This is a genomic window from Pseudoflavonifractor sp. An187 (assembly GCF_002160275.1).
Taxonomy (GTDB): Bacteria; Bacillota; Clostridia; order Oscillospirales; family Oscillospiraceae; genus Enterenecus; species Enterenecus faecium.
On record NZ_NFKG01000007.1, the window covers coordinates 60,073 to 87,015 of the forward strand.

General features: G+C 51.8%; 33 protein-coding genes and 3 pseudogenes. 28 read left to right on the forward strand and 8 right to left on the reverse strand.

The window, feature by feature from the left end; genetic code table 11:
* Positions 1–124 precede the first annotated feature (124 nt).
* Positions 125–1,294 (forward strand): Fic family protein, encoded by a 1,170-nt coding sequence (locus B5F22_RS05120; protein ID WP_087391537.1) that lies wholly within the window; start codon positions 125–127, stop codon positions 1,292–1,294.
* A gap of 79 nt (positions 1,295–1,373) precedes the next feature.
* On the opposite strand, the gene B5F22_RS05125 is transcribed toward B5F22_RS05120, so the two are convergent.
* The gene (locus tag B5F22_RS05125) at positions 1,374–1,823 is read right to left on the reverse strand and encodes a GNAT family N-acetyltransferase (RefSeq protein WP_087391539.1); all 450 of its coding nucleotides are present in this window, start codon (positions 1,821–1,823) and stop codon (positions 1,374–1,376) included.
* 146 nt (positions 1,824–1,969) lie between these two features.
* Between B5F22_RS05125 and B5F22_RS05130 the strand changes: the two genes are divergently transcribed.
* The 6 genes from B5F22_RS05130 to B5F22_RS05155 all read left to right on the forward strand — a co-directional run bounded on the left by B5F22_RS05130 (position 1,970) and on the right by B5F22_RS05155 (position 5,275).
* Positions 1,970–2,896 (forward strand): YafY family protein, encoded by a 927-nt coding sequence (locus B5F22_RS05130; protein ID WP_087391540.1) that lies wholly within the window; start codon positions 1,970–1,972, stop codon positions 2,894–2,896.
* Positions 2,883–3,203: a TfoX/Sxy family protein gene (locus B5F22_RS05135; RefSeq protein ID WP_087370242.1), complete on the forward strand. Its 321-nt coding sequence runs from the start codon at positions 2,883–2,885 to the stop codon at positions 3,201–3,203. The genes B5F22_RS05130 and B5F22_RS05135 overlap by 14 nt, the downstream gene beginning before the upstream one ends.
* Positions 3,204–3,205: 2 nt before the next feature.
* Positions 3,206–3,838 carry a GyrI-like domain-containing protein gene (locus tag B5F22_RS05140; protein ID WP_087391542.1) on the forward strand — a complete coding sequence of 211 codons (633 nt, stop codon included), beginning with the start codon at positions 3,206–3,208 and terminating at the stop codon, positions 3,836–3,838.
* Positions 3,839–3,855: 17 nt separating this feature from the next.
* Positions 3,856–4,284 (forward strand): nuclear transport factor 2 family protein, encoded by a 429-nt coding sequence (locus B5F22_RS05145; RefSeq protein WP_343223926.1) that lies wholly within the window; start codon positions 3,856–3,858, stop codon positions 4,282–4,284.
* 13 nt (positions 4,285–4,297) lie between these two features.
* A complete protein-coding gene (locus tag B5F22_RS05150) occupies positions 4,298–4,693 on the forward strand; it encodes an SRPBCC family protein (protein WP_087391544.1) in 396 nt (131 codons plus the stop codon).
* A 72-nt stretch (positions 4,694–4,765) separates the two neighbouring features.
* Positions 4,766–5,275 (forward strand): helix-turn-helix transcriptional regulator, encoded by a 510-nt coding sequence (locus B5F22_RS05155; protein ID WP_087391546.1) that lies wholly within the window; start codon positions 4,766–4,768, stop codon positions 5,273–5,275.
* Between the two features lie 47 nt (positions 5,276–5,322).
* On the opposite strand, the gene B5F22_RS05160 is transcribed toward B5F22_RS05155, so the two are convergent.
* The 6 genes and pseudogenes from B5F22_RS05160 to B5F22_RS05185 all read right to left on the reverse strand — a co-directional run.
* Positions 5,323–6,081, reverse strand: coding sequence for a MerR family transcriptional regulator (locus B5F22_RS05160; protein ID WP_087391549.1), 759 nt, complete (start codon positions 6,079–6,081; stop codon positions 5,323–5,325).
* Between the two features lie 160 nt (positions 6,082–6,241).
* On the reverse strand, positions 6,242–6,901 hold the full coding sequence (locus tag B5F22_RS05165; protein ID WP_087391551.1) for a VWA domain-containing protein: 660 nt from the start codon (positions 6,899–6,901) through the stop codon (positions 6,242–6,244).
* A 73-nt stretch (positions 6,902–6,974) separates the two neighbouring features.
* Complete coding sequence (locus B5F22_RS05170; RefSeq protein ID WP_087391553.1) at positions 6,975–7,694, reverse strand: hypothetical protein; 720 nt, start codon at positions 7,692–7,694, stop codon at positions 6,975–6,977.
* Between the two features lie 4 nt (positions 7,695–7,698).
* A complete protein-coding gene (locus tag B5F22_RS05175; RefSeq protein WP_087391555.1) occupies positions 7,699–8,697 on the reverse strand; it encodes an O-acetyl-ADP-ribose deacetylase in 999 nt (332 codons plus the stop codon).
* A 28-nt stretch (positions 8,698–8,725) separates the two neighbouring features.
* Complete coding sequence (locus tag B5F22_RS05180; RefSeq protein WP_087391557.1) at positions 8,726–10,354, reverse strand: site-specific integrase; 1,629 nt, start codon at positions 10,352–10,354, stop codon at positions 8,726–8,728.
* Positions 10,318–10,539, reverse strand: a pseudogene (locus B5F22_RS05185) (tyrosine-type recombinase/integrase); the annotation flags it as partial. The gene B5F22_RS05180 and the pseudogene B5F22_RS05185, both read right to left, overlap by 37 nt.
* 260 nt (positions 10,540–10,799) lie before the next feature.
* Here B5F22_RS05185 and B5F22_RS05190 point away from each other — a divergent pair.
* The 16 genes and pseudogenes from B5F22_RS05190 (at position 10,800) to B5F22_RS05270 (ending at position 23,140) form a co-directional block, all read left to right on the forward strand.
* On the forward strand, positions 10,800–11,318 hold the full coding sequence (locus B5F22_RS05190) for a DUF5720 family protein (RefSeq protein ID WP_087182604.1): 519 nt from the start codon (positions 10,800–10,802) through the stop codon (positions 11,316–11,318).
* A gap of 42 nt (positions 11,319–11,360) precedes the next feature.
* The gene (locus B5F22_RS05195; RefSeq protein WP_087391558.1) at positions 11,361–12,257 is read left to right on the forward strand and encodes a DUF6017 domain-containing protein; all 897 of its coding nucleotides are present in this window, start codon (positions 11,361–11,363) and stop codon (positions 12,255–12,257) included.
* A gap of 237 nt (positions 12,258–12,494) precedes the next feature.
* Positions 12,495–13,475: a toprim domain-containing protein gene (locus B5F22_RS05205; RefSeq protein ID WP_087391560.1), complete on the forward strand. Its 981-nt coding sequence runs from the start codon at positions 12,495–12,497 to the stop codon at positions 13,473–13,475.
* A 12-nt stretch (positions 13,476–13,487) separates the two neighbouring features.
* Positions 13,488–13,808, forward strand: a complete 321-nt coding sequence (locus B5F22_RS05210) for an XRE family transcriptional regulator (RefSeq protein WP_087182600.1) — start codon at positions 13,488–13,490, stop codon at positions 13,806–13,808.
* A gap of 4 nt (positions 13,809–13,812) precedes the next feature.
* Entirely contained in the window at positions 13,813–14,541 is a 729-nt protein-coding gene (locus B5F22_RS05215; protein WP_242955062.1) for a DUF6674 family protein, read from the forward strand.
* A gap of 5 nt (positions 14,542–14,546) precedes the next feature.
* A complete protein-coding gene (locus B5F22_RS05220) occupies positions 14,547–14,804 on the forward strand; it encodes a hypothetical protein (RefSeq protein WP_143482191.1) in 258 nt (85 codons plus the stop codon).
* On the forward strand, positions 14,782–16,854 hold the full coding sequence (locus tag B5F22_RS05225; protein ID WP_087391567.1) for an LPD1 domain-containing protein: 2,073 nt from the start codon (positions 14,782–14,784) through the stop codon (positions 16,852–16,854). Before B5F22_RS05220 ends, B5F22_RS05225 begins: the two co-directional genes overlap by 23 nt.
* 11 nt (positions 16,855–16,865) lie before the next feature.
* Positions 16,866–17,636: a hypothetical protein gene (locus B5F22_RS05230; protein ID WP_087391569.1), complete on the forward strand. Its 771-nt coding sequence runs from the start codon at positions 16,866–16,868 to the stop codon at positions 17,634–17,636.
* The gene (locus B5F22_RS05235) at positions 17,633–18,058 is read left to right on the forward strand and encodes a DUF3846 domain-containing protein (protein WP_087391571.1); all 426 of its coding nucleotides are present in this window, start codon (positions 17,633–17,635) and stop codon (positions 18,056–18,058) included. Before B5F22_RS05230 ends, B5F22_RS05235 begins: the two co-directional genes overlap by 4 nt.
* 14 nt (positions 18,059–18,072) lie before the next feature.
* Positions 18,073–18,879 (forward strand): hypothetical protein, encoded by an 807-nt coding sequence (locus B5F22_RS05240; protein ID WP_087391573.1) that lies wholly within the window; start codon positions 18,073–18,075, stop codon positions 18,877–18,879.
* A 38-nt stretch (positions 18,880–18,917) separates the two neighbouring features.
* A complete protein-coding gene (locus B5F22_RS05245) occupies positions 18,918–19,388 on the forward strand; it encodes a PcfB family protein (RefSeq protein ID WP_087391575.1) in 471 nt (156 codons plus the stop codon).
* Positions 19,385–19,840: pseudogene (locus tag B5F22_RS05250) on the forward strand (type IV secretory system conjugative DNA transfer family protein); the annotation flags it as partial. The gene B5F22_RS05245 and the pseudogene B5F22_RS05250, both read left to right, overlap by 4 nt.
* Positions 19,841–20,174: 334 nt before the next feature.
* Positions 20,175–21,572: pseudogene (locus B5F22_RS05255) on the forward strand (type IV secretory system conjugative DNA transfer family protein); the annotation flags it as partial.
* Between the two features lie 244 nt (positions 21,573–21,816).
* Positions 21,817–21,975, forward strand: coding sequence for a Maff2 family protein (locus B5F22_RS05260; RefSeq protein WP_087391579.1), 159 nt, complete (start codon positions 21,817–21,819; stop codon positions 21,973–21,975).
* Between the two features lie 136 nt (positions 21,976–22,111).
* Complete coding sequence (locus B5F22_RS05265) at positions 22,112–22,339, forward strand: helix-turn-helix transcriptional regulator (protein WP_087241460.1); 228 nt, start codon at positions 22,112–22,114, stop codon at positions 22,337–22,339.
* A 51-nt stretch (positions 22,340–22,390) separates the two neighbouring features.
* Positions 22,391–23,140, forward strand: a complete 750-nt coding sequence (locus tag B5F22_RS05270; RefSeq protein WP_087241462.1) for a class I SAM-dependent methyltransferase — start codon at positions 22,391–22,393, stop codon at positions 23,138–23,140.
* A 94-nt stretch (positions 23,141–23,234) separates the two neighbouring features.
* Here B5F22_RS05270 and B5F22_RS05275 read toward each other — a convergent pair whose 3' ends face one another.
* Positions 23,235–24,047: a helix-turn-helix transcriptional regulator gene (locus B5F22_RS05275; protein WP_087391581.1), complete on the reverse strand. Its 813-nt coding sequence runs from the start codon at positions 24,045–24,047 to the stop codon at positions 23,235–23,237.
* Positions 24,048–24,580: 533 nt separating this feature from the next.
* Between B5F22_RS05275 and B5F22_RS12540 the strand changes: the two genes are divergently transcribed.
* The 5 genes from B5F22_RS12540 to B5F22_RS05300 all read left to right on the forward strand — a co-directional run bounded on the left by B5F22_RS12540 (position 24,581) and on the right by B5F22_RS05300 (position 26,816).
* The gene (locus B5F22_RS12540) at positions 24,581–24,772 is read left to right on the forward strand and encodes a hypothetical protein (RefSeq protein WP_172455309.1); all 192 of its coding nucleotides are present in this window, start codon (positions 24,581–24,583) and stop codon (positions 24,770–24,772) included.
* A complete protein-coding gene (locus B5F22_RS05285; protein WP_005933747.1) occupies positions 24,773–25,111 on the forward strand; it encodes a DeoR family transcriptional regulator in 339 nt (112 codons plus the stop codon). It begins immediately after the preceding gene.
* Positions 25,108–25,407, forward strand: coding sequence for a DUF3847 domain-containing protein (locus tag B5F22_RS05290; RefSeq protein WP_087391584.1), 300 nt, complete (start codon positions 25,108–25,110; stop codon positions 25,405–25,407). The genes B5F22_RS05285 and B5F22_RS05290 overlap by 4 nt, the downstream gene beginning before the upstream one ends.
* Entirely contained in the window at positions 25,404–25,724 is a 321-nt protein-coding gene (locus B5F22_RS05295) for a transposon-transfer assisting family protein (protein ID WP_087391586.1), read from the forward strand. Before B5F22_RS05290 ends, B5F22_RS05295 begins: the two co-directional genes overlap by 4 nt.
* 339 nt (positions 25,725–26,063) lie before the next feature.
* The gene (locus B5F22_RS05300) at positions 26,064–26,816 is read left to right on the forward strand and encodes a CPBP family intramembrane glutamic endopeptidase (protein WP_087391588.1); all 753 of its coding nucleotides are present in this window, start codon (positions 26,064–26,066) and stop codon (positions 26,814–26,816) included.
* The last annotated feature ends 127 nt before the right edge of the window (positions 26,817–26,943 follow it).

Sequence of the window (26,943 nt, forward strand, 5' to 3'; positions counted from 1 at the left end):
TAACCGCCCGCTGAATCTCAACAGATGATCCAGGGGCACCATACTTGTATAAACGCTTGCAACGGTGGATATCCTTTGTTATACTGATACTAATTGATACTATGTTATATCAGAGGTGAACACCATGGACGCCGGATTGTTTGCCAAGATGCTCTCCGACAAAAGCATTATCGACCTGAAAAAACTTGGCTACAAATACCCTCAGGCTGATCTGAAGGAATTTGTGGCACTGCTTGACAGCGGTTTTTATAAGCCGCTGCCGCTGAAAGATTTCAATGGCAAGAATCTGGTCTATCTGGATTCTGTTGCCCAGGTTCAGCTGTCGGCGGCCAAGGTGCTGCTGACACCCCAGAGCAGCAGCCGGGTCTATGGCAGAAAGGCTATGGAGGACGAAATCCTCTCCACCTTCTCCATCGAGCAGATCGACACCTCACGGGACAGCGTCCGCAGGATTTTGTCCGGCTACGCCCCCGTAAGCGAGAGTGAGAACCGTATCTACGGCATGAAGAAGGGGCTGGAGTTTATCAGTGATCCTCAGCATACGATCAGCGAGGAGAGCATCCACCAGCTCTATGAGCTCACCATTGGGGCATTTTTACCGGAGGCGGATCAGCTCCTGCCCGGCCATAAATACCGCCATGACAGCGTGTATATCGTGGGTGACAAAGTGGAACACACCGGCCTTCCCTGGCAGATGCTGCCGGAGTATATGGGGAATCTGGTGGAGTTTATCCATCAGGAATCCGCCATAAACGACCTGCTGAAAGCGGCGCTCATCCACTTCTATATCGCCTACCTGCATCCCTGGTTTGACGGCAACGGCAGAATGGCCCGACTGATACACCTGTGGTATCTGGTGCAGCAGCGGTATTCCTCCGCTCTGTTTGTCCCCCTGTCTGAGTATGTGGAGAAGAGCCGCCGGGGTTACTACAACGCCTACACGTTGGCAGAGCAGAATGCGAAGATCAGCGGGGTCATGGATGTGACGCCTTTCCTGACCTATTTCATTGAAAATGTGTACCACAAGCTGGCCTCGGCTCTGCCGGATTCCAACACCACAGAAACCTTCCAGAATGCTTTGTCCCGGGGCGATGTCACGGAAAAGGAACAAGCCCTGTGGCAGTTTGTCCTCACCGCTTATGGTGAGGGCCAGTTCTCCACCAAGCAGCTGGAAAAGGACTTTGGCAATGCGGCCTATGCTACCATCCGTGGATTTGTACTCAAGTTTGAAAAACTTGGGTTGCTGCGCTCTGCAAAATACGGCAATCGCATCAAGTATCAAATTGCAAAATAAGCCTAAGAAGCGCCTTCCGAAACCCGCAGATTCCGGAAGGCGCTATTCTTTGTATATAGCTTGTTAAATACTGATACGCCTACAGGCTCAGCTCCCTTTGCAGGTACAGCATGTCTACCAGCTGCACCCCATACTCGTAGATGGGGTGGTCGTAGTGGTCAGTAAAAAAGTTCTTGACCAGATGGTGCCTACGAAATCCGCAGGATTCATAAAAGGGGATGGTGGCTGGGCTGTCTCCGGTGCCCACCTGCAGCACCGTATACTGCTCCTTGTAAGTACGGACAAGGAAGTCCACCATGTTCTTTCCGTAGCCCCTGCCCTGAAAGGCAGGCTCCACGGCGAGGTTTTTCAGCTCCAGGATGCCGTCTCCCTCGTCCGTCACCACACATTCGGCCTTGACGCCGTCGTCCTCCAACACATACATGGTTCCCCGCTCCAGATAGCGGTCGATCATGTCCTCCTGCTCGTCGGCCAGCAGCAGCAAATCCAGGTATCTCTTTTTGTCGGTTTCCACTTTTCTGATTTTCATGGCGTGATCCATCCTCTGCCTGACGGTCTTAGTGGGACTATGATACCATACGATATGAGCCGCTGCAATTCTTTGAGAAACATGACACACAGTTGTCGTGTTCTTGTGCTATAATGCAGTCAGAATCAGGAAAGGCGGTGGATCCCATGAAAATGGAGCGGCTTATCGGCATCCTGTCCATTTTGCTCCAGCGGGAGAAGGTCACCGCCCCGGAGCTGGCGGAGCAGTTCGAGGTGTCCCGCCGGACCATCCAGCGTGACATTGAGTCCCTGTGCCGGGCAGGCATCCCCATCGCTACTACTCAGGGTTCTGGGGGCGGCATCTCCATCATGGAGGGCTACCGGGTGGACCGCACGGTACTCACTGCCCCGGAAATGCAGGCCATTCTGGCGGGACTGCGGAGTTTGGACAGCGTCAGTGGCACCCGGCGTTACACCCAGCTGATGGAGAAGCTGTCTGCTGGGACAGGCGGACTGGTAGCTGGCGGCGCACATATGCTCATTGACCTGGCTTCCTGGTACAAGTCCAGTCTGCCGCCGAAAATCGAGCGAATCCAATGGGCCATGGAGCAGCACCGCACCATCCGTTTCACCTATTTCTCTCCCAAAGAGGAATCGGTGCGCATCGTGGAGCCCTATTATCTGGTGTTCCACTGGTCCACCTGGTATGTGTGGGGCTGGTGCCAAATGCGGGAGGATTTCCGCCTGTTTAAGCTCAACCGTATGACGGAGCTTACCAGCGGTGAAGCCTTTGCTCCTCGCTGCGCCCCCCTGCCCAACCTGGAACCGGAACAGGTCTTTCCGGTAAAATACCAGGTCACCGTTCTCTTTGAGCCATCCTGCCGCTGGCGGCTGGTGGAGGAATACGGGGCGGACTGTTTCACCGTGGAACCGGACGGACAGCTGCGCTTCACCGGCGGCTTTCCTGATGGGGACAGCGTGCTCAGCTGGGTTTTGACCTTTGGAGACAAGGCGGAGCTGCTGGAGCCGGCAGAATTACGTGAGCAGCTACGGGAACTGACCGAAACACTGGCCCATCGTTACCGAAAGGGGGATCATCATGGCCTCTCATAAGAATTTTGTGGACTATGTGGCCGAGCAGCTACGGGAAGCCGGAGCCATCCGCAGCCGGAAGATGTTCGGGGAATACGGTCTCTACTGCGACGAGGTGTTCTTCGCCGTCATCTGTGACGACCAGCTTTTTGTCAAGGTCACCCCGGCGGGGGAGGCGGCATTTCCCCATCTGCCCAAGGCTCCACCCTATGAGGGGGCTAATGACTACATCTGGGTGGAGGATGTGGACGACCGGGACACCATGACCGCTCTTACCCGCCTCACCTGTCTGGCCCTTCAGGCCCAGCCAAAGAAAAGGAGGAAATAGCCGTGGCCTTTGACTACAAGAAAGAGTACAAGGAATTTTATCTGCCCCCCAGGACACCGAGCATCGTCACGGTACCGGCCATGAACTTCCTGGCCGTGCGTGGCCAGGGCGATCCAAATGAGGAGGACGGTGCCTACAAACAGGCCCTGGAATTACTCTATACCTTGGCCTATACCATCAAAATGAGCAAGATGGGCAAGCACCAGCTAGAGGGTTACTTCGACTATGTGGTGCCGCCCCTGGAGGGTCTATGGTGGCAAGAGGGCGTCCAGGGGGTAGACTACACCCGCAAGGCGGATTTTCGGTGGATCTCCCTCATCCGCCTGCCGGACTTTGTAACGGAAGAAGGCTTTGATTGGGCTGTCTGGGAGGCCGGAGAGAAAAAGCAGCGAGACTTCTCCAAGGTGGAGTTCTTCCCCTGGGAGGAGGGCCTGTGCGTCCAGTGTATGCACCTGGGCCCCTATGACGATGAGCCCGCCACCGTAGCGGCCATGGAGGCGTACGCCGCGGAACAGGGCTATGCGTCGGATTTCAGCCAGGGCCGGTTCCACCATGAGATCTATTTGAGTGATGTACGGCGGTGCAAGCCGGAAAAGCTGAAAACCGTCATCCGGCAGCCGGTGAAATGTGTGTAATGGAGTTGGATGCAGCTATGGATATGCAGAAACAGAGGGAATCGCTGGTTCGGCGCTGGTTTTCCATGTGGCTGGACAAGCAGGACACAGGCATTGAGGAGCTCTTTGCCCCCGACGCCGTCTACATCGAGAGCTGGGGTCCGGAGTACCACGGCAGCGGAAAAATTAAACTGTGGTTTGACGAGTGGAACACCCGGGGCACCGTGGAACACTGGGATGTCCGAGAGTATTTCCACAAGGGAGACCAGACCGTGGTGGAGTGGGCTTTCCGTTGCGCCATGACGGACGGCACCATCCAGAGCTTTGACGGCCTTTCCCTCATCCGCTGGAACGAGGCGGGACAGATCTGCTTTCTCCAGGAATTCGGCTGCAACGAGAACCGCTATGACCCCTACGCCCAAGGGGACACCCCGGTGTTCCGGGGAGAGCAGGCATTGTGGTTTTGAAGGGAGCATTGGTATGGCAACTTCCAGGGTGACAGAGTATTTTCCCTTCCCAGTGGAGAGGGTGTGGCAGACGATAACCGACCTCACAAATACCGCCTGGCGCAGCGATTTGGCCCAGGTGGAAATCTTGGACGAAACCCATTTCGTTGAACACACCAAAAGCGGTTACGCCACAGACTTTACCGTCACGGCCTGCCAGCCCCTGTGCCGATGGGCCTTCACCATGGAAAACGGTAATATGTCCGGCTCCTGGGAGGGGATCTTTGAGGTGGCAGAGGGCGGCACCCGGCTCCATTGCACCGAGACGGTCAACGCCAAGCACTGGTGGATGCGCCCCTTTGTCCCCAGCTATCTAAAGCGTCAGCAGAAGCTGTATCTGGACGATTTGCGGCGGGAACTACTGAAATAAGCCGTGTTACTCTGCGTTGCTTGCGGCAACGGGCCGTTTTCCCTACAATGGGGCCGAAAGGAGTGAGCCCACATGCTCAATGAAAACATCAAAGCCATCCGGAAATCCAAGGGTCTTTCCCAACAGGAACTGGCGGTCAAGGTGAATGTAGTGCGGCAGACCATCTCAAAATGGGAGCAGGGATTGTCCGTCCCGGACTCCGATCTGCTCATTGCCCTGTCGGAGGCCCTGGAGACACCCGTGAGCACGCTGCTTGGAGAGAATGTGGTGGAGTCGGAGGCAGATACCGTCAAAGCCATCTCGGAAAGGCTGGAGATCATCAATTTGCAGTTTGCCCGGAGAAAGGCACACAGAAGAGCTGCGCTGCACTGGTCGCTGATTATAGTATGTGGAATCATTGTGGCATTGTTTGCGGTCTTGCTGGTGGTCAGCAGTCCCTACCTGGGCTGGGATTACAGCACCCCGGAGACCGCCGTCATGGGGGTGGCCATCCACACCTTTGAATGGGGCTTTGTCCGTCTGGCCCCCTTCGCCCTGATTGCGGCACTGGTCGGCGTTTTCCTGACGCGGAAAAAGGTATAAGAGAGTCAGAGGCCCCCGGCGAATAGCCGGAGGCCTCTGAGCGTGTTTTACTTTACCCAATGGACCACGGCGTTCCGCAGGAAGCGGGCGCAGCCGGGTACCTGTTTGTCATAGTAGGCGGTAAATCGCTCATCCATCACATAGAGCTCCGCAATCCCCCGGTGTCTGACCGGGTCGTACCGGTTTCCGGTGATGGTGAGCCACCGGCGGTGGAGAGCACAGATTTCCTTGCCCTCCTGGCTCTCCGGGGACAGCCGGGCCTGAACAGCGGCCTCCAGCCGCTCCTGAATCTCCCGGCCCAGGTCCGTCCATTCCTGGTACTGTTCCCGGGTCAGGTTCATCACTGTGGCGTTGGCCTCATCCACCTCTTGGTCGCCATACTTGGCACGGATCTCCGCCCCGTAAGTTTCCTCATTCTGGGCTACCGCCCGCTGCTTGAACGCCTCAAATTTCTGCTCGTCGCTCATGATCTCGTTCCTTTCTTCCGCTCCGATGGTGTCTTTCACCGACCGGATGAGCTGTTCCAGCCGCTCCCGCTCCGCCTCCAAAGTGGCAAGATGGCTTCGCAGGGCAGCCAGGCGATCGAAGGAGGGGTCGTCCAGACATTCCTTGATCCGGGCCAGCTCCACCCCGAGGGCCCGGTAATAGAGAATGTCCTGCAGTCGGTCTACCTCTGCCCTACCGTAATAGCGGTAGCCGCTCTCCGCTACCCGGCTGGGCTTCAGCAGCCCGATCTGGTCGTACCAGCGCAAGGTGCGGGTGGTCACCCCGGACAGGCGCGACAGTTCCTGAACGGAATACTCCATAGATATCCCTCCTTGGAAATATAGTACCAGTTGACGGAGCGTCAGAGTCAAGAGGAAATTCTAAAGTTTTTTAATTTCTGGTTGCAACCGCTCCCCATATTCCAAGCATCGATGAGGGACGGATGCGTAGCCTCCGTCCCTCATCCGTTTTGACGGCAAATTACCGCCGTCCCTTCTTCTGCCGCTTTTGAAAGTCCTCCTCGATGGCATCCTTCCAATGCTCATCCAGGGGTGCATTGCACCGGACGGCTGCCACGGCCTGGCCCACCACCTCGTAGTTGAGGCGGGTACCCTCACTGTCGCAGTGGTAGTTCACCGCCCGGTCGGGGGCAATGCCCAGATGGCTCGCCGTCTCTACTGCGTCGATGTTGGCCCCCAGGAAGAGAAACTCCCAGCCGTATTTTTCTTTCTGCCGCTGGATCATCTCCTTCACCTTTTGCGCCGAATAGCGGCGGCTGGCATTCTCCATGCCGTCGGTGGTGATAACGAACAGGGTATGCTCCGGCACATCCTCGCTCCGGGCGTACTTATGGATGTTCCCAATGTGGTGGATGGCTCCGCCGATGGCGTCCAGCAGGGCGGTACAGCCCCGGACATAGTACTCTTTTTCGGTGATAGGGCGAACCTCGCCCAACTTCATCCGGTCATGGAGTACCTCGGTCTCATCGTCAAAGAGGACGGTGGAGACGAAGGCCTCGCCCGGCTCCTTCTTCTGCTTTTCAATCATGGCGTTGAAGCCGCCGATGGTGTCACCCTCCAGCCCCTCCATGGAACCGCTGCGGTCCAGGATGAAAACCAGCTCTGTCAAATTGTGCCTCATAAAAAATCCCCCTATGCTGTGTTGTTTGGTTTACAAGCACAGTATAGGGGGATTCAAGTATTCCGTGGTCGCTTTACGGGCGACAAATATCAATCGCATTGCACAATCCTTTCCAGGTCTGTGCAACCATACGATGCACGCGCTCCAATGCAGGCAGATGGTCTTGGTGCGCAAACATGAAATAATAGCGATTCGTATAGCGAGGATATTCCAACAGCAAGGTATGATCAGCGTGCAGAAAGGCGTCCTGAAAGTCAAGCACACCTTGGATACACACTTCCTTTTTTGTCATCTGGAGACGGTGCTGATATAGGATCACGCTTTGCCCACGGTCATAGTAGTCCTTGATCTCCTGCCAGGTAGTGTGCTTTTCTTTGGCTGATCTATGCTGATGCATCCTCGCACTCTCCAAGCCATTGTCAGGGTCGAGGAAAACAACATCTGCCCCCGCTGTACTGCGCAGCGCTTCCTGATGCCACTTTGCTCGGTTTGCCAGGGTCAAGGCATCCGAGAAAAAATAAGCGGCAAACAATCCGCTGTTCTCAATTTCTTCGATATTGCGTTTTTGTTGATGTACCATACCAGCCAAACAGTCAAACAGTTCTGGGTCATACTGTCGGTAAACTTCCGGCTTATCCAGGTAGGAAATGTATTTCCCGTCCTCCTGCTTGCCCGGGCGAGTTGGAACCACTCGGTACCAGTTGACCGCCAAGCGAAGCCCAGCGGCGGTCACATTCCGCAAAAGGCCGTACTTTCCATAATCGCCGATATCTCCAACATAGTTATCCTGCATGTGTTCAACCTCCCAACAAGCTCTGATCAAAGGCGAACAGGGCCTCGTTGATTTCGAAGATGTTGTAGTTCCGGTGGGCGATGAAATACTCCACGATAATATCGAACTTGCTGGCATGAGAGAAAGCAAAGCCCGCCTTTCCCAGCATCTCCTGGGCCTCCTCCAGCGGCAGTTCCAGGGCAATGGCGAAGGCCATGGCGGTGGGCTTGGAGGGCTTATAGTGGACATCCGAGCGGATCTTGGAGAACAGTTTGCGGTCGATGTTGGCCTTTTTATAGCACTGGGCGTCGGTCATACCCCGCTCGTCGATTTTCCGCAGCAGCATTTGAGAGAAACTTTCGTCCAGTTTGCTGAGGGCTACATCCAGACCGGAGGGCGCCGTGGCACAGGGGGCAGGCATACACTCCGATTCCTCCATGGGCATGGAGGCCATAGCCATCCGGCGGCACTGAATCTCACGGCTGTCGGTATGGGCATCCACATAGCGGTCGTCGATGTAGGCGGCAATATCGGCAAATAGTTTTCCGCCGATGGTGTAGGCGGCCCGGTCGAAGATCACCAGATACACCGTCATGTCGTGGGCCAGCAGAAAATCCCCGATGGTATCCACAGCCACCTTCAGGGCCTGATCCTTGGGGTAGCCGTACACCCCGGAGGAGATCAGCGGGAACGCCACGGTTTCACACTGATGGGCCAGGGCCACTTCCAGAGAAGAGCGATAGGCAGAGACCAGCAGTTCCCGCTCCCCGTGGCTGCCACCCCGCCATACGGGGCCAACGGTGTGGATTACATACTTTGCCGGCAGCCGGTAGCCCTTTGTAATCTTGGCCTGTCCCGTTTTGCAGCCGCCCAGGGTGCGGCACTCTGCCAGCAGCTCCGCCCCGGCGGCACGGTGGATGGCGCCGTCCACACCCCCGCCGTCCAGCAGGCTCTCCTTGGCGGCGTTGACAATGGCATCCACCTTCATGGTGGTAATATCATTTCGCACGATATGCAGGGGCATGACGGCACCTCCTCGCTTGATAGGGTCATCATACCATAAGAGGCACTGTCTGGCAATCGAGCAATGGATGGGAAGCGGTTCCCTGGATGCCCAGCATCTTCTGGATCATCTCAAAGTGTTTGGCCACCGTATGCCGGGTCACTTTCGCTCCCTTGGCGATGACGCTGTAATTGGTTTCGTCCGGGTGGAGCCGCATATACTCCCAGATCTGGCGCTGCTTCTTTGTAAGTTTGTCCGGCGGGATGATTCCACACATCCGGTCCTGGATGGCCTTCCGCTCTGCGTTCATCTGCTGGATGAGCACCTTCAGCTTTTCCTCGCACTCCTCCCGGGTGTGGGCGTAGACACATTTGGAGTGCTTGGTGCCGTCCGGCCAGGTGGGCGAGTAGCGCCCCTCAAAGAGATGGTCGTTGAGTTCAGAGATACACCCGGTTCCGGGCTTTCGGGTGCGCCGGGTCACCGGCTGGAAGCTGGTGAGGGGATTCTGCGCTGCCTCCGGAGATTCCTCCGCCACCTCGTTGCCCAGGCCACGGTCGATCTTGGCGGCGGCTTCACTGAGCATATCGCCGGTGATGTGGGTATAAATGTCCAGCGTGGTCGCCGCCGATACATGGCCCAGCATGGCGGAGAGGGTCTTGATGTCCATGCCGTTTTCCAGGGCCATGGTGGCGAAGGTGTGGCGCAGGTCGTGGAAGCGAATCTTCTTGCACCCGGCCCGCTCCAAAATGATCTGGAGCCGCCGGAGCACCGAGCCCGGCGCCAGCGGCAGATCTGGGTTCTTCGGTGATGGAAACAGCCAGCGGGAGCTTGCCGTCTTTTGATACGCCCGGAACACCTCTACCACAGCAGGCGGCAGCACCAGCTTGCGGATGGACGCTTTGGTCTTGGGGACGCTCAGCTGCAGCTTTCCGTTCACCTCATAGACCTGCTTGGTCACGGACAGCATTCCGGTATCCAGATCCAGGTCGGACCATTGCAGGGCCAGCAGTTCTCCCCGCCGCAGGCCGGTGGACAGATCCAGCAGGAACAGCTCGAAGTATCCCTCCGCCTGAGCCTGCATGAGGAAGCGCTGAAGCTCCTGGGACGACAGCACCTGCATCTCCCGGCCCCGCTTGGGTGGCAGCTTGCAGCCCACCGCCGGGTTGGTGCGGATCAGATTTTCCCGCACTGCCTGCTCCAGCGCCGCCCGGCATTTGGCGTGACACATCCGCACCATGCGGTCGGAGAGACCCTTTCCATATTGTTCTGTCCGAACCAGCCGCCCCTCCTTTTTGAGATGAGCGTAGAACTGCTGAAGATCCTTTTGGGTCAGCTGGCACAGCGGGATCTTGCCCAGCTGCGGGATGATATGCTGGTAGATGTTGCTCTCATAATTTGATTGGGTGGTGGGGCGAAGGCCGGGCTTGGTGTAGTTCTGATACCAAAAGTCCATCCACTCCCCGAAGGGCATATCAGGGCGAATCTTCTCGGACTTGGAACCGCCCACTTTTTCCATCAGCTTGGTCAGCTTTTCCTGGCACTCCCGCTTGGTCTTGGCCAGTACATTCTTCGTTTTGGGCAGGCCCTTGTCATCGTAGCCCACCACGGCCCGGCCTTCCCAGCGGCCATCCTTTCTTTGTCTTATGGTGCCGGTTCCGCTTTTCCGTTTCCTTGCCACGGTTTCAACTCCTCTCCCAACAGATTTTTCAGGAAGCCGCCCACCACATCGCTGGCGGCTCTCTGCATGTCCGGCGTCACATGGGTATAGGTATCGAGGGTAAAGCTGGCGTTGGTGTGTCCCAGAATACCGGAGAGGGTCTTGGCATCCACACCGCTGGCCAGAGCATGGGTGGCGAAAGTGTGCCCTTACGGTATAATAAAGACAAACGGAAAAACCCAGTGTTTTCAAGGGTTTCAGCGTTTGTCGTTGCCTATTCAATTCCTTTTCCAACCTTGATAGTCAACGAAAAATCTGTCGAATGATGGGAGGTGTTACCTAAAAGACAAAATTGAATATTACAGCAGCGGTGCGGTGTTTTACCGGACCGCTGTTTGTCAGGGCGTTTCATCTAATCTGATGGGCGCCCTTTTTTTGCGCCCATTTTCAGAAGGAGGAAATTCACATGGAACTTAACGAAGAAGAAAAAAGGCAGTTGTTTCAGGTTGACGGCGACTGCCAGGCCAAAGTGCTGGATGAACTGTATATGACAGCCCGTTTTACCCGTAACCCGGAGCAACGTGATATGGTGCGGGGCCTCATGGCAAAGCTGCGGGTTCTGTCGGATGAACAGTGCATGGATCTGGTGAAGGACATCCAGAAGAATTATCACCTGCCTTACCCTCGCACTATGGGCGAGCGGATTGCATTGGCCCGGCAGCAATCCGGGGCTGAAAAACTGAAAGGCCATGACATTATGGCCCTGGAGCGGTTTGACCCGCAGGTACGCCACATGGTTGTCTTTGATGTGCTTTCTTTTGAATCCCCTGTCGGCTATAAAGGCGATAAGATGCGCCTGTTTCTCACGGATGAAGGGTATCAGAAAGCGTTGGAGAATCAGGAACGCGGCTTTATCAAGCTAAAGAACCATGCCAAGGTACACAATGGCTATTTGAATTACGACCATAAAGACAGAGATTTGTAGTTGCTGCTCAGTATAAAGACTTGCCAGGAAGGAGGATGTCAAATGGCAGTGTTCAGAGTTGAAAAGACAAAAGATTTTACGGTCATGTCCAATCACCATCTTCGGAATGTGTCGCTGTCTTTGAAGGCAAAGGGGCTGCTGTCGTTGATGTTGTCCTTGCCTGATAATTGGGACTATACGACTAAGGGGCTGGCCCATATCTGTAAAGATGGGGTGGATTCTATCAGCAGTGCGATCAAGGAGCTGGAAAAGCAAGGGTATCTTACCCGGCAGCGGCTCCGTGACGCGCATGGCAGACTGGGCGATATTGAGTATGTCATCCATGAGAAACCTGTGCTTCCTGATGAGCAGGACGCTATTCTGCCACCTAAACGGGAAAATCCAAGACAGGTAAATCCAAGACAGGTAAATCCAAGACAGGTAAATCCTGTTTTGGGAAAACCTGAACAGGAAAAACCCGCCCAATTAAATATACAAGAATCAATTACTGAAAAATCAATTACGGATATATCAAATATCCATCAATCAATCTATCCGGCCTCTGGAGGAACGCCTGATGGTAACGCGGAGATGGATAGGGATAGGATTGATAGGATAGATACCTACCGGGAGATTATCAAAGAAAATATTGAATTTGAGGCTCTTGTCCAGCGGTATGGGTATGAGCGTGTGGACGAGCTGGTTGAGCTGATGCTGCAGACGGTCCTCTCGCAGCGGCCATATATCCGCATTGCCGGGGATGACTACCCCCGCGAGGTGGTAAAAAGCCGCTTCCTGAAAGTGAACTTCTCTCATGTGGAGTATGTGTTCGACTGCCTGGATAATAACACGACCAAGGTTCGGAATATCAAGTCCTATCTGCTGGCGGCTCTCTATAACGCCCCGGCTACCATGGACAGCTATTACCGGGCCGAAGTCAATCACGATCTTTACGGCTAAAGGGGGATGCTTTTATGGGCAAAAGAAACGGACGCCCGGTATATGCTTCCAGGCGGGAGGAAAAGCGTCCTCAAACCGAAAAAATGTATTGCACGATGAAACCGGATTGTGCAGGCTGCCCTTTTCCTTCACATGGTTTTGTGTGCTGGAGTACGGACGGGAGCTGCCTGCGTACTTACATGAAAAAATTACAGAAAGGAGGCCGAGCGCCATGAAAATCCATGAAACGCTGAAATTATGCCGAAGTTAAGCCAGGAACAGATCGACCAGGCACGGGAAGTTGATCTGCTGGCTTATCTACTTTCTCACGAAAGCGGCGTGCTGAAACAGGAAGGCGCCAATTATCGTCATAATGAGCATGACAGCCTGGTTTATGTGGCGAGTAAAAATTACTGGTACTGGAACAGCCGTGGACGAAAGATCAATGCCGTGGATTACCTCATGGAAATCCGCGGGTACAGCTTTGTGGAGGCTGTGGAACGGCTGATAGGCAGCGGAACCCCTGCTGTTTCTCATTATACAGCTTCCGGCAGCCGGGAACAGCGGAAACCGGTGGAGAAAAAGCCCTTCCGCCTCCCCAAGGGGAAACGCTGTGCCACCTTTGCTGTTTCTTATCTCCAACGCCGGGGAGTCCATTCGGACATCATCAGACGGTGTATGCAGTTGGGACTTTTCTATGAGTCCCGTTATAACAACGAGGCGGTTTGCGTTTTTGTTGGCCGGGATGATACCGGTACGGGCCGGTTTGCCTGCGTCCGCGGAATTGCAGGTGACTTGAAAAAGGACATCAGCGGCAGTGATAAGCGGTTTAGCTTCTGCTACCCGCCGGATCAGCCGGGCAGCCGCCATCTGGCGGTTTTCGAGGCCCCGATTGACGCCCTCTCCTATGCTACGCTCCAAAAGCTGGAGGGCTGGCAATGGAATGGCTACCGGCTTTCCCTGGGTGGGACCTCCCCTGTGGCCCTGGTCGCTTTCCTGGAACGCCACCCGGAGATTACCCGTGTTGCCCTCTACTTGGACAATGACCTTGCGGGCCGGGTCAACGCCCGGAAAATCAAGGCACTGTTGAAATCAGACCAGAGGTTTTCAAAAATCCGGGTGTCTGTCAATCCTCCCCGCAGCGGGAAAGACTACAATGAGAAATTACAGCGCACGCTTCAAGCGATCCGCGAAGAAAAATACGCCAGCCGCCAGAAACAGGCGGCTGTTTCAATTTAGGAGGAAAACCCAATGAATAACGACAAATCCGCGATTCAGGTAATCGCCGGGGCTGCCCGCTGCCCGGAGTACAGCCCGTCCATGGTTAAGGCTTTGATGAAAAAGCTGGAAACCAATGAAAAAGCCTTCGCTCTGCTGATGAATGTCACCCCTTCCACGGTGCGCCTTTGGACAACGGGTGCGGCCCGTCCCTGCAGCATGGCCCGGAGGCTGATGCAGATTTATGAATCCGGGCCGGAAATCGTAAGTAAGATTGCCGGGGAAAGCTGCCCGGAGAAAGGAGGACGCCAGACGAGTGAAGCGAAGGAACAAACAGCTTCTTGTGGAAAATGAGTATGTGAAGGAATTGCTGGCCGTCCTGAAAGAGAACCCTTCCCCCAGCGGCAAGGATTTTGCTGAAATGGTTGCCCATGTTGGGGAACTGGAAAGCCGGTTGGCCGAGGCCGTAGAAGAATTGAAAACTATGCGCCAGGAGCTTCAACAGGTGCAGAACCGCTCTCTGAAAGCTGTGCTTCAAAAGAGCTGTAAATCGCTGGAGAATAATATCTCCAATATGCGCCAAAAGCTGGCGGAGCTGAAAGATCACATTATCGAAGGCTGCCAAAAAGCTCTTTCGGCTTTCAAAGAGCGCGGCACTTCTGCCCTGGATGGCCTTTCCCGGTTTTTCCATGTCAAACCCATGCTGGAAGGGATCAGGAAAGCGATTGATAACAGTATTCGTATTGACGATAACGCTGTTTCCAAGATCCAGACCCTTTCCGCTGAATACCATCAGGCGGGCAGGCATTTGAAAAACATGGGCCGCGCCCTGGTGGGCAAAGAACCGGTGGTCGAGGTCAAAAGCCCCGGCAGGCTTTCTAAGGTGATTGCGGCTCCCTATAAAGCGGATCGTGCCTGCATGACCGCCGCTCAAAAGAGCATCGAAAAAGCCATTGATAGTGTAACCCGCTTGCAGGAATCCGCTGAACGCAGACCCTCCGTTTTAAGGGCTATGCAGGAAAATGGCGAGAAGGTGCAGCCGCCAGCGAAAAAAGCTGTGCCTGCTGTAAGCAAAGCGGAACGGTAGGTGTCATGGCAATGGGATTGCTTGACACCCTTGCTGACCGGCTGGATGTGTTCATTTCGGATCTGCGGCTTTGGTGTACGCTCCCCGCTTTCGGGATCATGCTTGAAATGGATAACCATTTATATCCCATATCTGAATGGAACCGAGCGCTGGCCTATCTGTCTGGAAGGCCATGCGCTTTTTCTAATGTGCCGGAAGCAAAAAAATATATACTCTCGCTGATAAAGGAGGTGGAGTTAGATGGCGAAAGAAATCGTACATGAAGATTTCGGTGAAAAGATCGGCGGCGCCAAAAAGGACCTTTGGGCAGCCCGCGGCCTGTATGTGGATGATCTGTTGGGGATGAACGAGCGCGAGGCCGATAAGTATGTAAAAAAAGATAATGTCTGGAAAAAGCCGGATTATAACGCCCTAATTCAATCCGGCGTCCCGGTGGATATTCTGTACTTTCGGAAAGTTGTGCGTGACAGCCTGAACGCCTCCCCGCGTTATCTGCGTTCTGATGATACACCGGAGAAGCGCCTGGCGCGGCAGAAAGAGTACATTGCAACCGTCCGTCAGGTGCAGGAAGCCGTTGAAAAGGTTCAGACGGTCCAGGAAGCTATGGGCGTGTTTGAGGCTCTTATCATCGGCGGCGGTTACTGTGAGCGTATTTCTCACGGGATCGGCGGCGGGTATATCCGGGCCACCCCAAAGGGGCGGGATAACCCGGTAATCACCGATAAGCTGGTAAATGCCCTATATTTCCGTGGGACGCAGGACTTTGACCGGAAAATCGTTCGGGAGGCTGTAAAAAAGCAGTTTGGCGTTCCTGCCGAGCAAAAGATTCCCCGCGGGTACGATATTCGGTTCAATGACGGCAAAAGGACCTACTCGAAAAATAATGACTGGCTTCCCGATACCTATTATGTCACGAAGGGCTATACGATCCTGAAAACGAATTTTGCCACCCGTGATGAAGCCTTGAAATGGGTTCAGGATTTTGCCCGGCAGCGAGGAGGCAGCGGAAAACAGCGATTTGTACCGCAGCAGCTTTCCCGCGTCCGGCGTACTGGCCCGGATTACCGCGGAAAGCGTGATGTGATCGGACAGGATTATCTTGACGCCTTTGCTTTCCGGGGCGGCGAGTTTGGAAACTGGATGACGCAGAATGACCGGCGCGCTTCCCTGAATATGGGGTTTGACGCTCTTAAAGACCTGGCGGCTGTCCTGCAGATCAGTGAAAAGGATATTTCCTACCAGGGAACGCTCTCGATTGCCTTTGGTGCCCGCGGCAGCGGAAATGCCGCCGCCCACTATGAACCGCTGCGGAAGGTCATCAATCTTACTAAAATGCACGGAGCCGGTTCACTGGCCCATGAGTGGTGGCATGGTCTTGATGATTACCTGGGCGTGAAAATGGGAGCAAAGGGATTTCTTTCTGAACATTCTCACCTGTATGAGCCATTCAAAAAGCTGATTGAAACCATGAAATATAAGCCGGAAACACCGGAGCAGGCCGCGGCCCGGACAGAGGCGCAGGTGGAGCGTACCCGGAAAAATGCGGCAAGCTGGCTGGATTCGGCGGTACTCACCCCGCTTAAACGGGTGGCAAATGACGAGATGCACATGGAGGCTTATGCGGTCCTTCGGGAAGAATTTCTTTTGGGTGTCCCCGGCTCTGTGGAACAGTTAAACGATTTCAAGAAATCTGTTACCGGGCGGGTGATCCCTAAGAGAGAGCGTGACCGGCTGGAGATTTTCGAGCGTATGCTGTCTGGTATGCAGACGCAGGAACCTCCGCAGATTGGCCGTGTAGAAACGGATTTCTATAAAAACTCTATCCGTATGGGCAAAGAGTGCGAAAAGGACGGCGGCTATTGGGAAAGCAATACGGAGATGACCGCCAGAGCTTTCGCCTGCTATATCAAAGATAAGCTGACATCTGAAATTTCGGATTACCTGGCGGGCCACGCCGACAGCGCCGCTACTTTTGCTACCGGCAAGGATGGAGAAATAGAAATTTTGAAAGCCTTCCCGGAGGGCGAGGAACGCAAGGCCATCAATGCTGTTTTTGATGAAGTTTTTGCGGACCTAAAGCGGGAGCATTTCCTCACCCATTCCGATCACCCGCAGACATTGGAGGAAACTCGGCCAGTGGTCGCACCTACGCCTTCTCGCATGGATTCCATGCCGGTTATCACGGATGTAGAACAGCTTTCCCTCTTTGGCGGGGAGAAGCCTTCTCTCTTGGGACAGCTTACCGCTGCTAAAGGGCAGAGCAAAGAAGCTGCGGGTCCAAAGCCCTCCAAATCCCATGAGCCGGAGCTGTAGGAGGTGGTTTTGTGGAAAAGTACGATGATTACGATGTATTAGACTTCGGTACATCACTTATACCTGGAGCGCAGATTAAAATTGAGCATAGTGTTTCCAGTGAAAAGGCTGATTTATCTGACTTGATTTCCCGTTCCGCAGAAGATCTACAAGCGTTGCGTGAAGAAAGCGCCGCCAGTGAGCAGAAGGCTTATGAAATTATTTTGTCCGCTGTTCACCAATGGGAAAAACAAGCGGCTTTTACCCAGCGCATTGACCGGGCGATTCAGTATCAGCGGATTCCGGCAGTCCAGCACACATCAAATGAGTGGGTACAGGGTGAAGATGGAGAAAAAACCATCAGCAATATGGTTTACAAGATGACCTGCCGCATAAAGGACGATTCCCATTGGGACTTATGGAAAAGCCAGGGATATAAGCCTTGCTGGTCTGTCCGCTGGGGTGTTTATACCAACAGCCCTAAACGTCACGGTTCGGTTGGTATTGCCGGGCAGACAAGAGTTTTCAAAGACCAGGAAAGTGCGGAGAAATACTTGCGTGGCCGTATTAAGGCTTATGCTCATTTGTTCACGGAAATATCGCCTCAAATCCCAAAAGAATATGACGAATTGTTCCGGGTGAACAATCAGCTATTGCCTGGTTATCGTTCGGAAGCTGAACCCGCACCGGTAGCCCATCAGGAAAAGGCTTCGGTACTGGAAAAGCTCTCAACAGTGAAAAGCCACGAAAAAACTGCTGCTTCTAAAATTGCTGATAAGAAAAAGGAGGATATTCATAGATGAAGGTTTTAATGGTTGAACCGGGGAAAATTCCCCATGAGGCAGACATCGAGCCGGGATTGAGGTCTTTGCAGGCTGCGGTAGATGGCTATATTCAGGCAGTGTACCCTTATGAGGACCCTGTGGCACTGATCTGTAATGAGGATGGAAAATTTATGGGGTTGCCTTTGAATCGTGCGCTGCGGGATGACGCCGGTGAGGTTTATGACATCATTGCCGGTAATTTTCTTATCACCGGGCTTGGTGAAGAAAGTTTTTCAGATCTTTCCCCTGAACTGATGGAAAAATATAAGGAGCAATTTCTGGCGCCGGAGTCCTTTGTGCAGCTCGGCGGCAAAATTCTTGCGGTCAAGCAGCCGGTTCCTGTGGCAGAAAATAAAGATATGACGCAAAAGCCGCCTCACAAATCCGGGCCGGAGCTTTAGGAAGGAGGTCAAAGATGCTGACAGCGACACGCGGCCCGTATTTGCTGGTGGTCCAACAGGACGATTCCCCGTTCAATCCCCGTGAGGATGACAATTTCGGGAAAATGGTCTGCTTTCACCGGCAGTATAGCTTGGGCGACCATCATAATTACATAGATAAAGATGATTTTCTCCGGGATCTGTATCTGAAAACCGTGGGTGATGATGAACGTGGCGCCCACCGCTATGAGCGGGCGCTGGATTTGATGAATTACAAAATCAAGGCGCCTTTTGGTTCTCCCGACTATGAGCGTGAAGTGGATGAACGGCTAATGAAGGTGATCTCACAGAAGTATCTTATGCTGCCGCTGTATCTTTACGACCACAGCGGCATTACGATGAATACCACGGGCTTCTCCTGCCCCTGGGACAGCGGGCAGGTTGGATGGATCTATGCCTCCAAAGAAGATGCCCTCCGGGAGTTTGGCGGCAAATCCTTTACTGCCGCTACCCGGAAGAAAGCCGAGGATTGTATGCGCGGTGAAGTGGAATGTTACGATTCCTACCTCCGTGGTGAGGCTTACGGTTTTGAACTGTATAAAGACGGCGAGCTGGAGGATAGCTGCTGGGGATTTATCGGCAGTAACGAGGAAGCCTTAAAAGGCATTGAGGATTACCTGCCTGACGAGTGCAGCGGCATGACCGGTGAGCTGGTGGAACGGGATTCTCCCCGTTCCATGTTAAAAATGTTTCTCGACCATGCCCGTGTGCAGGTGGCGCAGGCGGCCAAAGACTTTGAAAAGGCGTCCCGGCAGCAAACCCTCCAAACGGAGGCCCGGTGATTTCTACCTATTATATATCATGCGAAAGGAGGATGTGATTGCAGGAAGAACTTGAACGGAAATCCATATCCGTAACTGTCCAGGCCACAAAGCTGACTGGCCGTGTGATGAAGGCTGCTATTGCCGCCACCTTGCGAAAGATCGAAAAAGAGCGCAACACTCCAAAAGTGGGCCGGAACAGTATGCGCCGCCTTACGGCACAGACGCCGGACGCCCATAAGATCGAGGTTGAGGAACGGATTCGCTCTTTTGAGCGGTATGCGAAGAAATATAGAGTACATTACCATGTGGAAAAGGATGCCAGTGTTTCCCCTCCAAAATGGACCGTGTACTTTAAGGCCAATCAAGCTGATGCTATCGAAGCCGCCTTCAAGAAATATACGCAAAAGACGGTAAAACGTGAAAACAGGCCGTCCCTTTTCTCCCAGCTATCGAAATTCAAAGAGATGGCAAGGAAGATGGCCCGCGATCCTGTAAAGAACAAGGAGCATGGAGGGCCGGAGCGATGAAGATGACGGATATTCTGAAAAAGTATGTGCTTCCGAACCTTCCTTATCTTATATTCCTTTGGTTCTTTGCCAAGGTTGGCGAAGCGGTGCGGCTGGCTCCCGGTGTTGACGCTTCCACAAAGCTGCTGGGGCTGGCGGATGGTTTTACTCTGGCCTTTCAGATTTCTATGCCCGGCGCAGCGGTTGACTGGCTGGTTGGGCTGATCGGCGCTGCGCTGGTTCGCCTGGTGGTCTATGTGAAAGGTAAAAATGCCAAAAAGTACAGGAAGGATGTGGAATACGGGAGCGCCCGCTGGGGCACGAAAGCGGATATTGCTCCCTTTATGGACCCCAAGCCGGAAAATAACATCATTCTGACCCAGACGGAGGGGCTGATGATGTCCGGCAGGCCCAAAAATCCGGCTTATGCCCGGAATAAAAATGTCCTTGTCGTTGGAGGAAGCGGCAGTGGTGGACTGACAGGCAATGCTTGAAATGCGCGAATGGGCGTTGCTTTCGCCGCCTCGATCAATACCGGCTGCAGGTCGAGGGTATCAGTGCGGAAGAAACCTGGGAGGGTGTCGCGCCCTAATCAGAGTGGAAGGCTTGCCTGTAAAAAGGAAGTCACACGCAACGCATAGAGCCTGACCCTGTTTCGGCAGAATATAACGGCTCCACGAGTCCGCGCCGCCTGCCGGTCTTTGCTGGGCGAAAAGGTATGCTATGCCGGGCATGGACGCCATGCCGATGGAAATGGGCGAAAGCCCCGGAGGGATAGATAAAAAGCTATCCGGTAATCACGATCAGAAAACCCGCTTCTTCATCAAACCGAACTTGATGCAGCTCCATTCCTCCTATGTAGTGACAGACCCGAAGGGCACTGTCCTGGTGGAGTGCGGAAAGCTGCTGTCCCGCGGCGCTCCCAAGCTGGGCAAGGACGGCAAGCCCTTACGCAATAAGAAAGGCAAGATCGTTTATGAGCCTTATCAGATCAAGGTATTCAATACCATTAACTTTAAGAAAAGTATGCACTATAACCCTTTTGCGTATCTACATTCGGAGAAGGATATATTAAAATTGGTGACAGTTCTGATTGCCAATACGAAAGGGGAAGGAAAATCCGGGGATGATTTTTGGGTGAAGGCCGAGACGTTACTTTACACGGCTTTGATCGGCTACATCTATTATGAGGCTCCCAAGAATGAGCAGAACTTCTCCACTCTGGTAGAAATGATAAATGCCATGGAGGTCCGGGAGGATGATGAATCGTTCAAAAATGCGGTTGACCTTCTCTTTGACGCTTTGGAGCAGAAAGACCCGGACCACTTCGCCCTCAGGCAATACAAGAAGTATAAACTGGCGGCAGGAAAAACCGCAAAATCTATTCTTATCTCCTGCGGTGCCAGGCTTGCGCCTTTTGATATTGCGGAAGTCCGGGAGATCACCATGTATGACGAACTGGAGCTGGATTTGGTCGGGGACCGGAAAACAGCCCTGTTTTTTATCATTTCCGATACGGATGCCACATTCAACTTCCTTGTCAGCATGGCTTATACCCAGCTTTTTAACTTGCTTTGTGAAAGGGCGGATGATAAATACGGAGGCCGGCTGCCGGTGCATGTGCGCTGTTTGATCGACGAGGCAGCGAACATTGGGCAGATCCCAAACCTCGAAAAACTCATGGCAACGATCCGGTCAAGAGAGATTTCAGCCTGCTTGGTGCTGCAGGCGCAGAGCCAGTTGAAAGCACTGTATAAGGATAACATGGACACCATCATCGGCAACTGTGATTCCAGTTTGTTCCTGGGCGGAAAGGAGGAAACTACCCTGAAAAGCTGGAGCGCCCTGCTGGGGAAAGAAACGATTGATATGTATAACACCAGCGTCACAAAGGGTACGCAGGAGTCCCACGGGCAGAATTTCCAAAAGCTGGGCAAAGATCTGATGTCCATGGACGAGCTGGCTGTGATGGACGGCGGGAAGTGTCTGCTGCAGGTACGCGGCGTCCGGCCCTTCCTGTCCAGAAAGTACGATATTACAAAACACCCCAATTATAAGTACCTTTCGGATTTCAACCCGAAGAACACTTTCGATATAGAGAAATACCTGTCTACCCGCTTGCGGGTGAGGCCGGACGACCTGTTCCTCAACTATGAGATCAGCCCGTCCGAGCTGGCGGAAGAATCCGCAGACGATACCGAATAGGCCCGCCGATCTGCAAGTTTCCCATTCTTTTCGGCGGGCCTTGTTTTTTTATGCCCATTTTAAGGAGGTGCCTATTGGTAAGGAGCCGTGATTCTCCTGAATTTACTCACAGTCCGCAGGATATACGCCTGCGTTCGCCGCCCGCTGTTTGTTCTTTCTTCAAGCAGCGGGCGGCTTTTTTCGTTTCAGGCCAAAAACGGCCACAACATTATTTTTCATTTGATAAGGAGGTAATTACCCTAATATGAGTTTTTTCACTTCTGCTATTGATACCCTGCAGATTTTGGTTGTCGCGCTGGGCGCCGGTTTGGGCGCGTGGGGCGTCATCAATCTTCTGGAAGGATATGGAAACGACAATCCTGGGGCTAAAAGCCAGGGTATGAAACAGCTTATGGCTAAGTAGATGTAATCAAGAGAAGAAAGGAAAAGCACAATCCAGACGGAACCGGCGATTGTGTCAAGAAATATTTGTGGAATAGCAAGAACTTTGATATAATGGGAACAGGAACCCCGGAACCGGGAGAAAGGCAGGAGGATAAATGCACATAAGCTATAAACCCCTCTGGCACACGCTGGTTGAGCGCAATATGAGGAAAGAGGACTTGCGGATTGCCGCCGGTCTTACCACAAATATGATTGCCAACATGGGTAAGGGCAAAAATATCAGCATGGAAACGCTGGTTCGTATTTGCGAAGCCCTGAATTGTGGCATTTTGGATGTAATAGAATTGGAGAAGGAAGACCATTCTGTTGATAAAGCAGAGTGATAAATTTGAACGTGGAGTATTTACAAAAATGCACCAAGGGGAGAAGAATACATGGCAAAACAAAATATTTATGATAATGATAGCTTTTTTGAAAATTTCAAGAATCTTCGCAACAACAAGATTAATTTCAATGATTGCATAGAAACCCCGATTCTACTTGCGATGATTCCAGAAGTAGATGGAAAAAGGGTACTGGACATAGGTTGTGGCATGGGACAACACGCAAAGCAGTATTCTGATATGGGGGCTGAATCTGTATTGGGTATTGATATTTCTGAGAAAATGCTTGAGTATGCAAAGGAACATTTCCATGCAAAAAATATTACTTACCGACAAATGGCATTGGAAGATATATGTCAAATTGATGAGCAGTTCGATTTGATTACAAGTTCCTTAGCATTTGATTATGCCGAAGATTTAGACAAACTAATGAAAAATATATATGGTCTATTAAAATATGGTGCCCATTTTGTATTTAGTATGTCTCATCCAATGGCAACCGCATGGGATGGTCAATATGATAGATATACCCGGACAGAATCGGGCGAAAGACTTTATGCGAATATCAGCAACTATATGGTTGAGGGAAAAAGGACAGTCAAATGGGTTGTCGAGGACTATGAAGTTTATCATCGAACATTTTCCAGTATTGTTAATACTATAGTAAATGCTGGATTTTTGATTGAAGAATGCGAGGAATCTCATGTATCCGATGAAATGAGAAAGCAGTATCCAGCCCAGTTTGGTGGAACACTTCACCGACCAGATTTTATATTTTTTAGATGTAAAAAACAATCGTAAAATGATGAATCCAGATTGAAATACTGAAGTAAAAATTCAATTCATTACACAAAGCTGCCGTTGCAGGAACACTCATTCCCACAACGGCAGTTTTTCATTTTCTCTTGCGCCGGAAGTTGAAGGGACTGTTCTTGATGTTCGGAGATTTTGACAGTATCCTTTTCAATATCTTCTGTTCATCCGGCGGCAGCTTGTAAAAGTCAATGCCGAGCATATTGAAAATGACCGCCCACACTTTTCCGAGATAATCCCCGGAAGATTGAATAGCCTTTCGGATTTCCAGAGCCATCTTCTTTGCAAGGGAATAATCCGGCGTGCTGTCAATGTCATGCTCATGGGCTTTCCGTATGTCATGGAGAATGGCGTCCCATGTTTTGTGCGTCACATGACAGAAGAAATCTTCTTCCTTTACCTCTGCGGCAAGGATGGTCTTTGAATAGAAATCATTTTCCGCCTGCTTGTATTTCTGGATGATGGTCTGCCGCTGTTCTTCCAAAGACTCATAAAGGGTGCGGAAGGTGGAGGTTGCATGGCCGTCTATGTAAATCTCCGTGTCGGTCATAAGCTGCTCAAATTTATCGTTGGTAGCAATCTCACACAGGAGCCGGTTGTTGATACGGCCACTCTTTAGAAGCGCCACCATTTCATCATTCAGGTGCAGTTCCATCAGGGGCGTGTTTATCTGCTCCCGGTTTTCTGTCCGGCAGAACAGATAATCAAGAGATACCTCATAAAAGTCGGCCAGCGTGATAAGGTTGCCGTGGTTGATTTCCTTATTGTCGTTGGCTTCATAGCTGGCAAGGGCTGATTTTGAAATGCCGGTTTGCTGCGCCAGTTCTTCCAGATTTAAGCCTTTATCTTTGCGTAACTCCCAAAGGCGTTCCTGTATGGTAGTTACCCTCAGCATAGGGCGCTCACTCCTTTCCGACGGCTGTTTTCCTGCCGCTAACTGGATTATACCATACTTTCCATAATCGTGGAAATTTCCGTTTTTCGCCCCGAAATCCTACTTTGTGGATATACGGCACAGGGAACAAAAATGGTCTATGATACAGGTAGTTCATCGATGGATTATTCCAATCGAATGACCGGCCTGTATGGGATATGCTCCCCGGCGATGTAGCGCAACGACTTGCGGAAGGGAAATGGAGGAACCCTGACCGCAACGAGCGTACCAAAGGGAGCAAAACGCCGTTGTGAGAGCCAGGGGCAGGAACGACATCAGGGAGAACCGGCGAAAATGAACACCGAATTGATACTGAAACACAACAATCCGATAGGGCGTAGTCTGCCCTATCCGTAATACTTCGGGGGATTTCCGGGCGGTTCTATGGCCGCTTTTTCCCCGAAAATCGCCCCGAAACACGACACTAAAATCTGCTATCCGTCTATTGCGGCTGTTACGGCTGAAATGGGCGGATTTTTGTTTAAGGAGGCACTATGCCGAGAATGCCGAAAAAGAGGAAACTGGAACTGTCCTTCTTCCTCAATGAACGGGGGCGGGTAACGTACAACGACCTTTGCCGGAAATGCCAGCGCACTTGCAAGCAGAGTTTCCGGGCAGTCATTGTGGACTGCCCCCATTATCTTTCCAAACGCTCAAAACGAAAAGTAAAGGAGGACACCGATTGAATGGAAGTTGAATTTATGACCGCAGACACCACCCTGCCGCCCTGTATGCCGCTGCCGAGAGCCATGCTGCGGCTCCCGATCAGCAGCACCGCCAAGGTCATGTACGCCCGGATGTTGGATATTGTTTTCGTATCCGGCATAGAGGACGCTAACGGGATTTTATTTATCCATTTCCCCATTGTGGAACTGGCGGCGGCACTTGCCCGCAGCACTATGACCGTGAAGCGTTCCCTGAATGAATTGGAGGACGCCGGACTGATACTGCGAGTGCGTCAGGGCTTCGGGGAACCCAACAAGATATATGTACTCATTCCCAAGAAGGAGGACAGCCGCTTATGAATGAAAAGCTGGAAAAACTCAATCAGGAGATAGAGAAAACGGAAAAGAAGCTGCGGAGGGCGCAGCATGAAGAAAAGATATTGGAACACCAGATAAAGACGCTCACACGGAAGGAACGGACGCACCGGCTTTGTACCAGAGCCGCCATGCTGGAAAGCTACCTTCCCCACCCGGAAGCCATCACGGATGAACAGGTCAGTTTGTTCTTGAAGCTGCTGTTCCACAAAGACAGCACCCGTCAGCTTATGGAAAAAGTGTTTGCCGGAAACAGCACAGAGAAGGAGGGCGCAGAATGAAGATGAATTTTTCAAAGGACGAGCTGGCTATGGTCTATCAGTACGCCGCCGGTACGAAGGAAGAAACCCTTGCGGGGCTGAAAGAAATCGTGCCGGTTATCCGTGACCGGCAGACAAGAGAGATTGTGGAGAGTACCATCCGAAAGCTGGACGCCATCCCGGAGCCGGAGTGTCGCCGCTTTATCGCTGATATGAAGCAGCGGTTTATCCAGAAGCGGGACAATTCCATCCGGCGCAGGCTTGCCGAAGCCAAGGAACAGACGAGGACAGAAAAGCCACACCCCAAGAGAAAAGAGCCAGACCGGGAACGGTCATAATCGCTTCCAGAGCCGCAGCCCGTGGACTGCCCCTCTGAAAGAGGGCGCAACTATACACCGGTCGAGCCGGTGCGTTGCGTCCTGCCGGAAGCCCCTTGCAGGGAGCAGATGATTTCCGCAGATTTTCAATCTGTTCCAATCATCACAGGGGAAGCTACACTTCCCCTGCGCTGGCTGCCGCCAGCTACCCCTTTGTGGACTTGCTGCCCGAGAACACCTTGCGCTACAAGCTGTTCCCGTTCAGCAAGTTTTACAATAGGCCGCTATACTTTTCTGAAACGATGAAGTATAATGAAGTCAACGACAAATTGGAATTTATAGAATAGATTGGAGTAATTTATGAATAAAAAATTGGTAAAAGAATTTTTAATAATAACTTTTGTTATAATGATAATTTTTTGGGGTGGATGTGCTTTAATTAGCCAGTCATTTGATATAACAGTAAACAATATATTTTTAAGAATTATGCACATTATAGGTGGATTTTCACCAACAATTGCCTCTTATATTTCATTAAAAAGAAATGGCAAAGTTAAAAGTTTTAAAGAATGGTTAAAAAAGATATTTGATATAAAACACAATGTTGGTACTTATCTTCTTGTAGTTTTATTTGTGTTGATTTATTATCTACTAGGATGTTTAATAAATGGATTTGAAATTGGTGCTCCTATATTTATGATTCTAGTAATTGCACCAATGGTGTTAGTAGGTGGAGGAAATGAAGAAGTAGGATGGAGAATGATATTGCAACCCGAATTGGAAAAGAAGTTCGGATTCAATTTGGCAACTATCTTAACAGGTATTACTTGGTGGCTATGGCATTTTCCAATATTCTTTATAAAAGGAACTGCTAATATAAATATGAATTATTTTCTATTTGGAATTATGTGTTTAACTTTAAGTTATGCTTTGGCAACAATTAGAAAGATATCAAAGGGTGTATTTCCTTGTATATTAACACATTGTTTGATAAATGGTTTATCTGCAATATTTGTATTTAATTTTAGTTTATTAAGTTGTTGTGTAAGTTTAATTGTAACAATAGTAACATCATTGATAATTTTGAATATGAATAAAAGATATACAAGTTAATTACAAATTGGAATTTGTGGAGGAAAAACGTGTTATGAATTTAGAGGATTTAAGAATAGATTGTGCTATCAAGCAAAAGAGAGGTATTCATTTTATTTCAGCTTCTATTGTGATTTGGCTTTTGGTG

What these genes read in the sequence shown, in the direction of transcription:
- B5F22_RS05155 (WP_087391546.1), top strand. Translation starts at nt 4,766, where the DNA reads ATGCTCAATGAAAACATCAAAGCCATCCGGAAATCCAAGGGTCTTTCC.
- B5F22_RS05225 (WP_087391567.1), top strand. Translation starts at nt 14,782, where the DNA reads ATGGCGAAAGAAATCGTACATGAAGATTTCGGTGAAAAGATCGGCGGC.
- B5F22_RS05165 (WP_087391551.1), bottom strand. Translation starts at nt 6,901, where the DNA reads ATGAGGCACAATTTGACAGAGCTGGTTTTCATCCTGGACCGCAGCGGT.
- B5F22_RS05240 (WP_087391573.1), top strand. Translation starts at nt 18,073, where the DNA reads ATGCTGACAGCGACACGCGGCCCGTATTTGCTGGTGGTCCAACAGGAC.
- B5F22_RS05150 (WP_087391544.1), top strand. Translation starts at nt 4,298, where the DNA reads ATGGCAACTTCCAGGGTGACAGAGTATTTTCCCTTCCCAGTGGAGAGG.
- B5F22_RS05160 (WP_087391549.1), bottom strand. Translation starts at nt 6,081, where the DNA reads ATGGAGTATTCCGTTCAGGAACTGTCGCGCCTGTCCGGGGTGACCACC.
- B5F22_RS05135 (WP_087370242.1), top strand. Translation starts at nt 2,883, where the DNA reads ATGGCCTCTCATAAGAATTTTGTGGACTATGTGGCCGAGCAGCTACGG.
- B5F22_RS05275 (WP_087391581.1), bottom strand. Translation starts at nt 24,047, where the DNA reads ATGCTGAGGGTAACTACCATACAGGAACGCCTTTGGGAGTTACGCAAA.
- B5F22_RS05190 (WP_087182604.1), top strand. Translation starts at nt 10,800, where the DNA reads ATGGAACTTAACGAAGAAGAAAAAAGGCAGTTGTTTCAGGTTGACGGC.
- B5F22_RS05210 (WP_087182600.1), top strand. Translation starts at nt 13,488, where the DNA reads ATGAATAACGACAAATCCGCGATTCAGGTAATCGCCGGGGCTGCCCGC.
- B5F22_RS05175 (WP_087391555.1), bottom strand. Translation starts at nt 8,697, where the DNA reads ATGCCCCTGCATATCGTGCGAAATGATATTACCACCATGAAGGTGGAT.
- B5F22_RS05300 (WP_087391588.1), top strand. Translation starts at nt 26,064, where the DNA reads ATGAATAAAAAATTGGTAAAAGAATTTTTAATAATAACTTTTGTTATA.
- B5F22_RS05145 (WP_343223926.1), top strand. Translation starts at nt 3,856, where the DNA reads ATGGATATGCAGAAACAGAGGGAATCGCTGGTTCGGCGCTGGTTTTCC.
- B5F22_RS05260 (WP_087391579.1), top strand. Translation starts at nt 21,817, where the DNA reads ATGAGTTTTTTCACTTCTGCTATTGATACCCTGCAGATTTTGGTTGTC.
- B5F22_RS05170 (WP_087391553.1), bottom strand. Translation starts at nt 7,694, where the DNA reads ATGCAGGATAACTATGTTGGAGATATCGGCGATTATGGAAAGTACGGC.
- B5F22_RS05290 (WP_087391584.1), top strand. Translation starts at nt 25,108, where the DNA reads ATGAATGAAAAGCTGGAAAAACTCAATCAGGAGATAGAGAAAACGGAA.
- B5F22_RS05235 (WP_087391571.1), top strand. Translation starts at nt 17,633, where the DNA reads ATGAAGGTTTTAATGGTTGAACCGGGGAAAATTCCCCATGAGGCAGAC.
- B5F22_RS05220 (WP_143482191.1), top strand. Translation starts at nt 14,547, where the DNA reads ATGGCAATGGGATTGCTTGACACCCTTGCTGACCGGCTGGATGTGTTC.
- B5F22_RS12540 (WP_172455309.1), top strand. Translation starts at nt 24,581, where the DNA reads ATGCCGAGAATGCCGAAAAAGAGGAAACTGGAACTGTCCTTCTTCCTC.
- B5F22_RS05295 (WP_087391586.1), top strand. Translation starts at nt 25,404, where the DNA reads ATGAAGATGAATTTTTCAAAGGACGAGCTGGCTATGGTCTATCAGTAC.
- B5F22_RS05205 (WP_087391560.1), top strand. Translation starts at nt 12,495, where the DNA reads ATGCCGAAGTTAAGCCAGGAACAGATCGACCAGGCACGGGAAGTTGAT.
- B5F22_RS05130 (WP_087391540.1), top strand. Translation starts at nt 1,970, where the DNA reads ATGAAAATGGAGCGGCTTATCGGCATCCTGTCCATTTTGCTCCAGCGG.
- B5F22_RS05195 (WP_087391558.1), top strand. Translation starts at nt 11,361, where the DNA reads ATGGCAGTGTTCAGAGTTGAAAAGACAAAAGATTTTACGGTCATGTCC.
- B5F22_RS05265 (WP_087241460.1), top strand. Translation starts at nt 22,112, where the DNA reads ATGCACATAAGCTATAAACCCCTCTGGCACACGCTGGTTGAGCGCAAT.
- B5F22_RS05285 (WP_005933747.1), top strand. Translation starts at nt 24,773, where the DNA reads ATGGAAGTTGAATTTATGACCGCAGACACCACCCTGCCGCCCTGTATG.
- B5F22_RS05120 (WP_087391537.1), top strand. Translation starts at nt 125, where the DNA reads ATGGACGCCGGATTGTTTGCCAAGATGCTCTCCGACAAAAGCATTATC.
- B5F22_RS05125 (WP_087391539.1), bottom strand. Translation starts at nt 1,823, where the DNA reads ATGAAAATCAGAAAAGTGGAAACCGACAAAAAGAGATACCTGGATTTG.
- B5F22_RS05270 (WP_087241462.1), top strand. Translation starts at nt 22,391, where the DNA reads ATGGCAAAACAAAATATTTATGATAATGATAGCTTTTTTGAAAATTTC.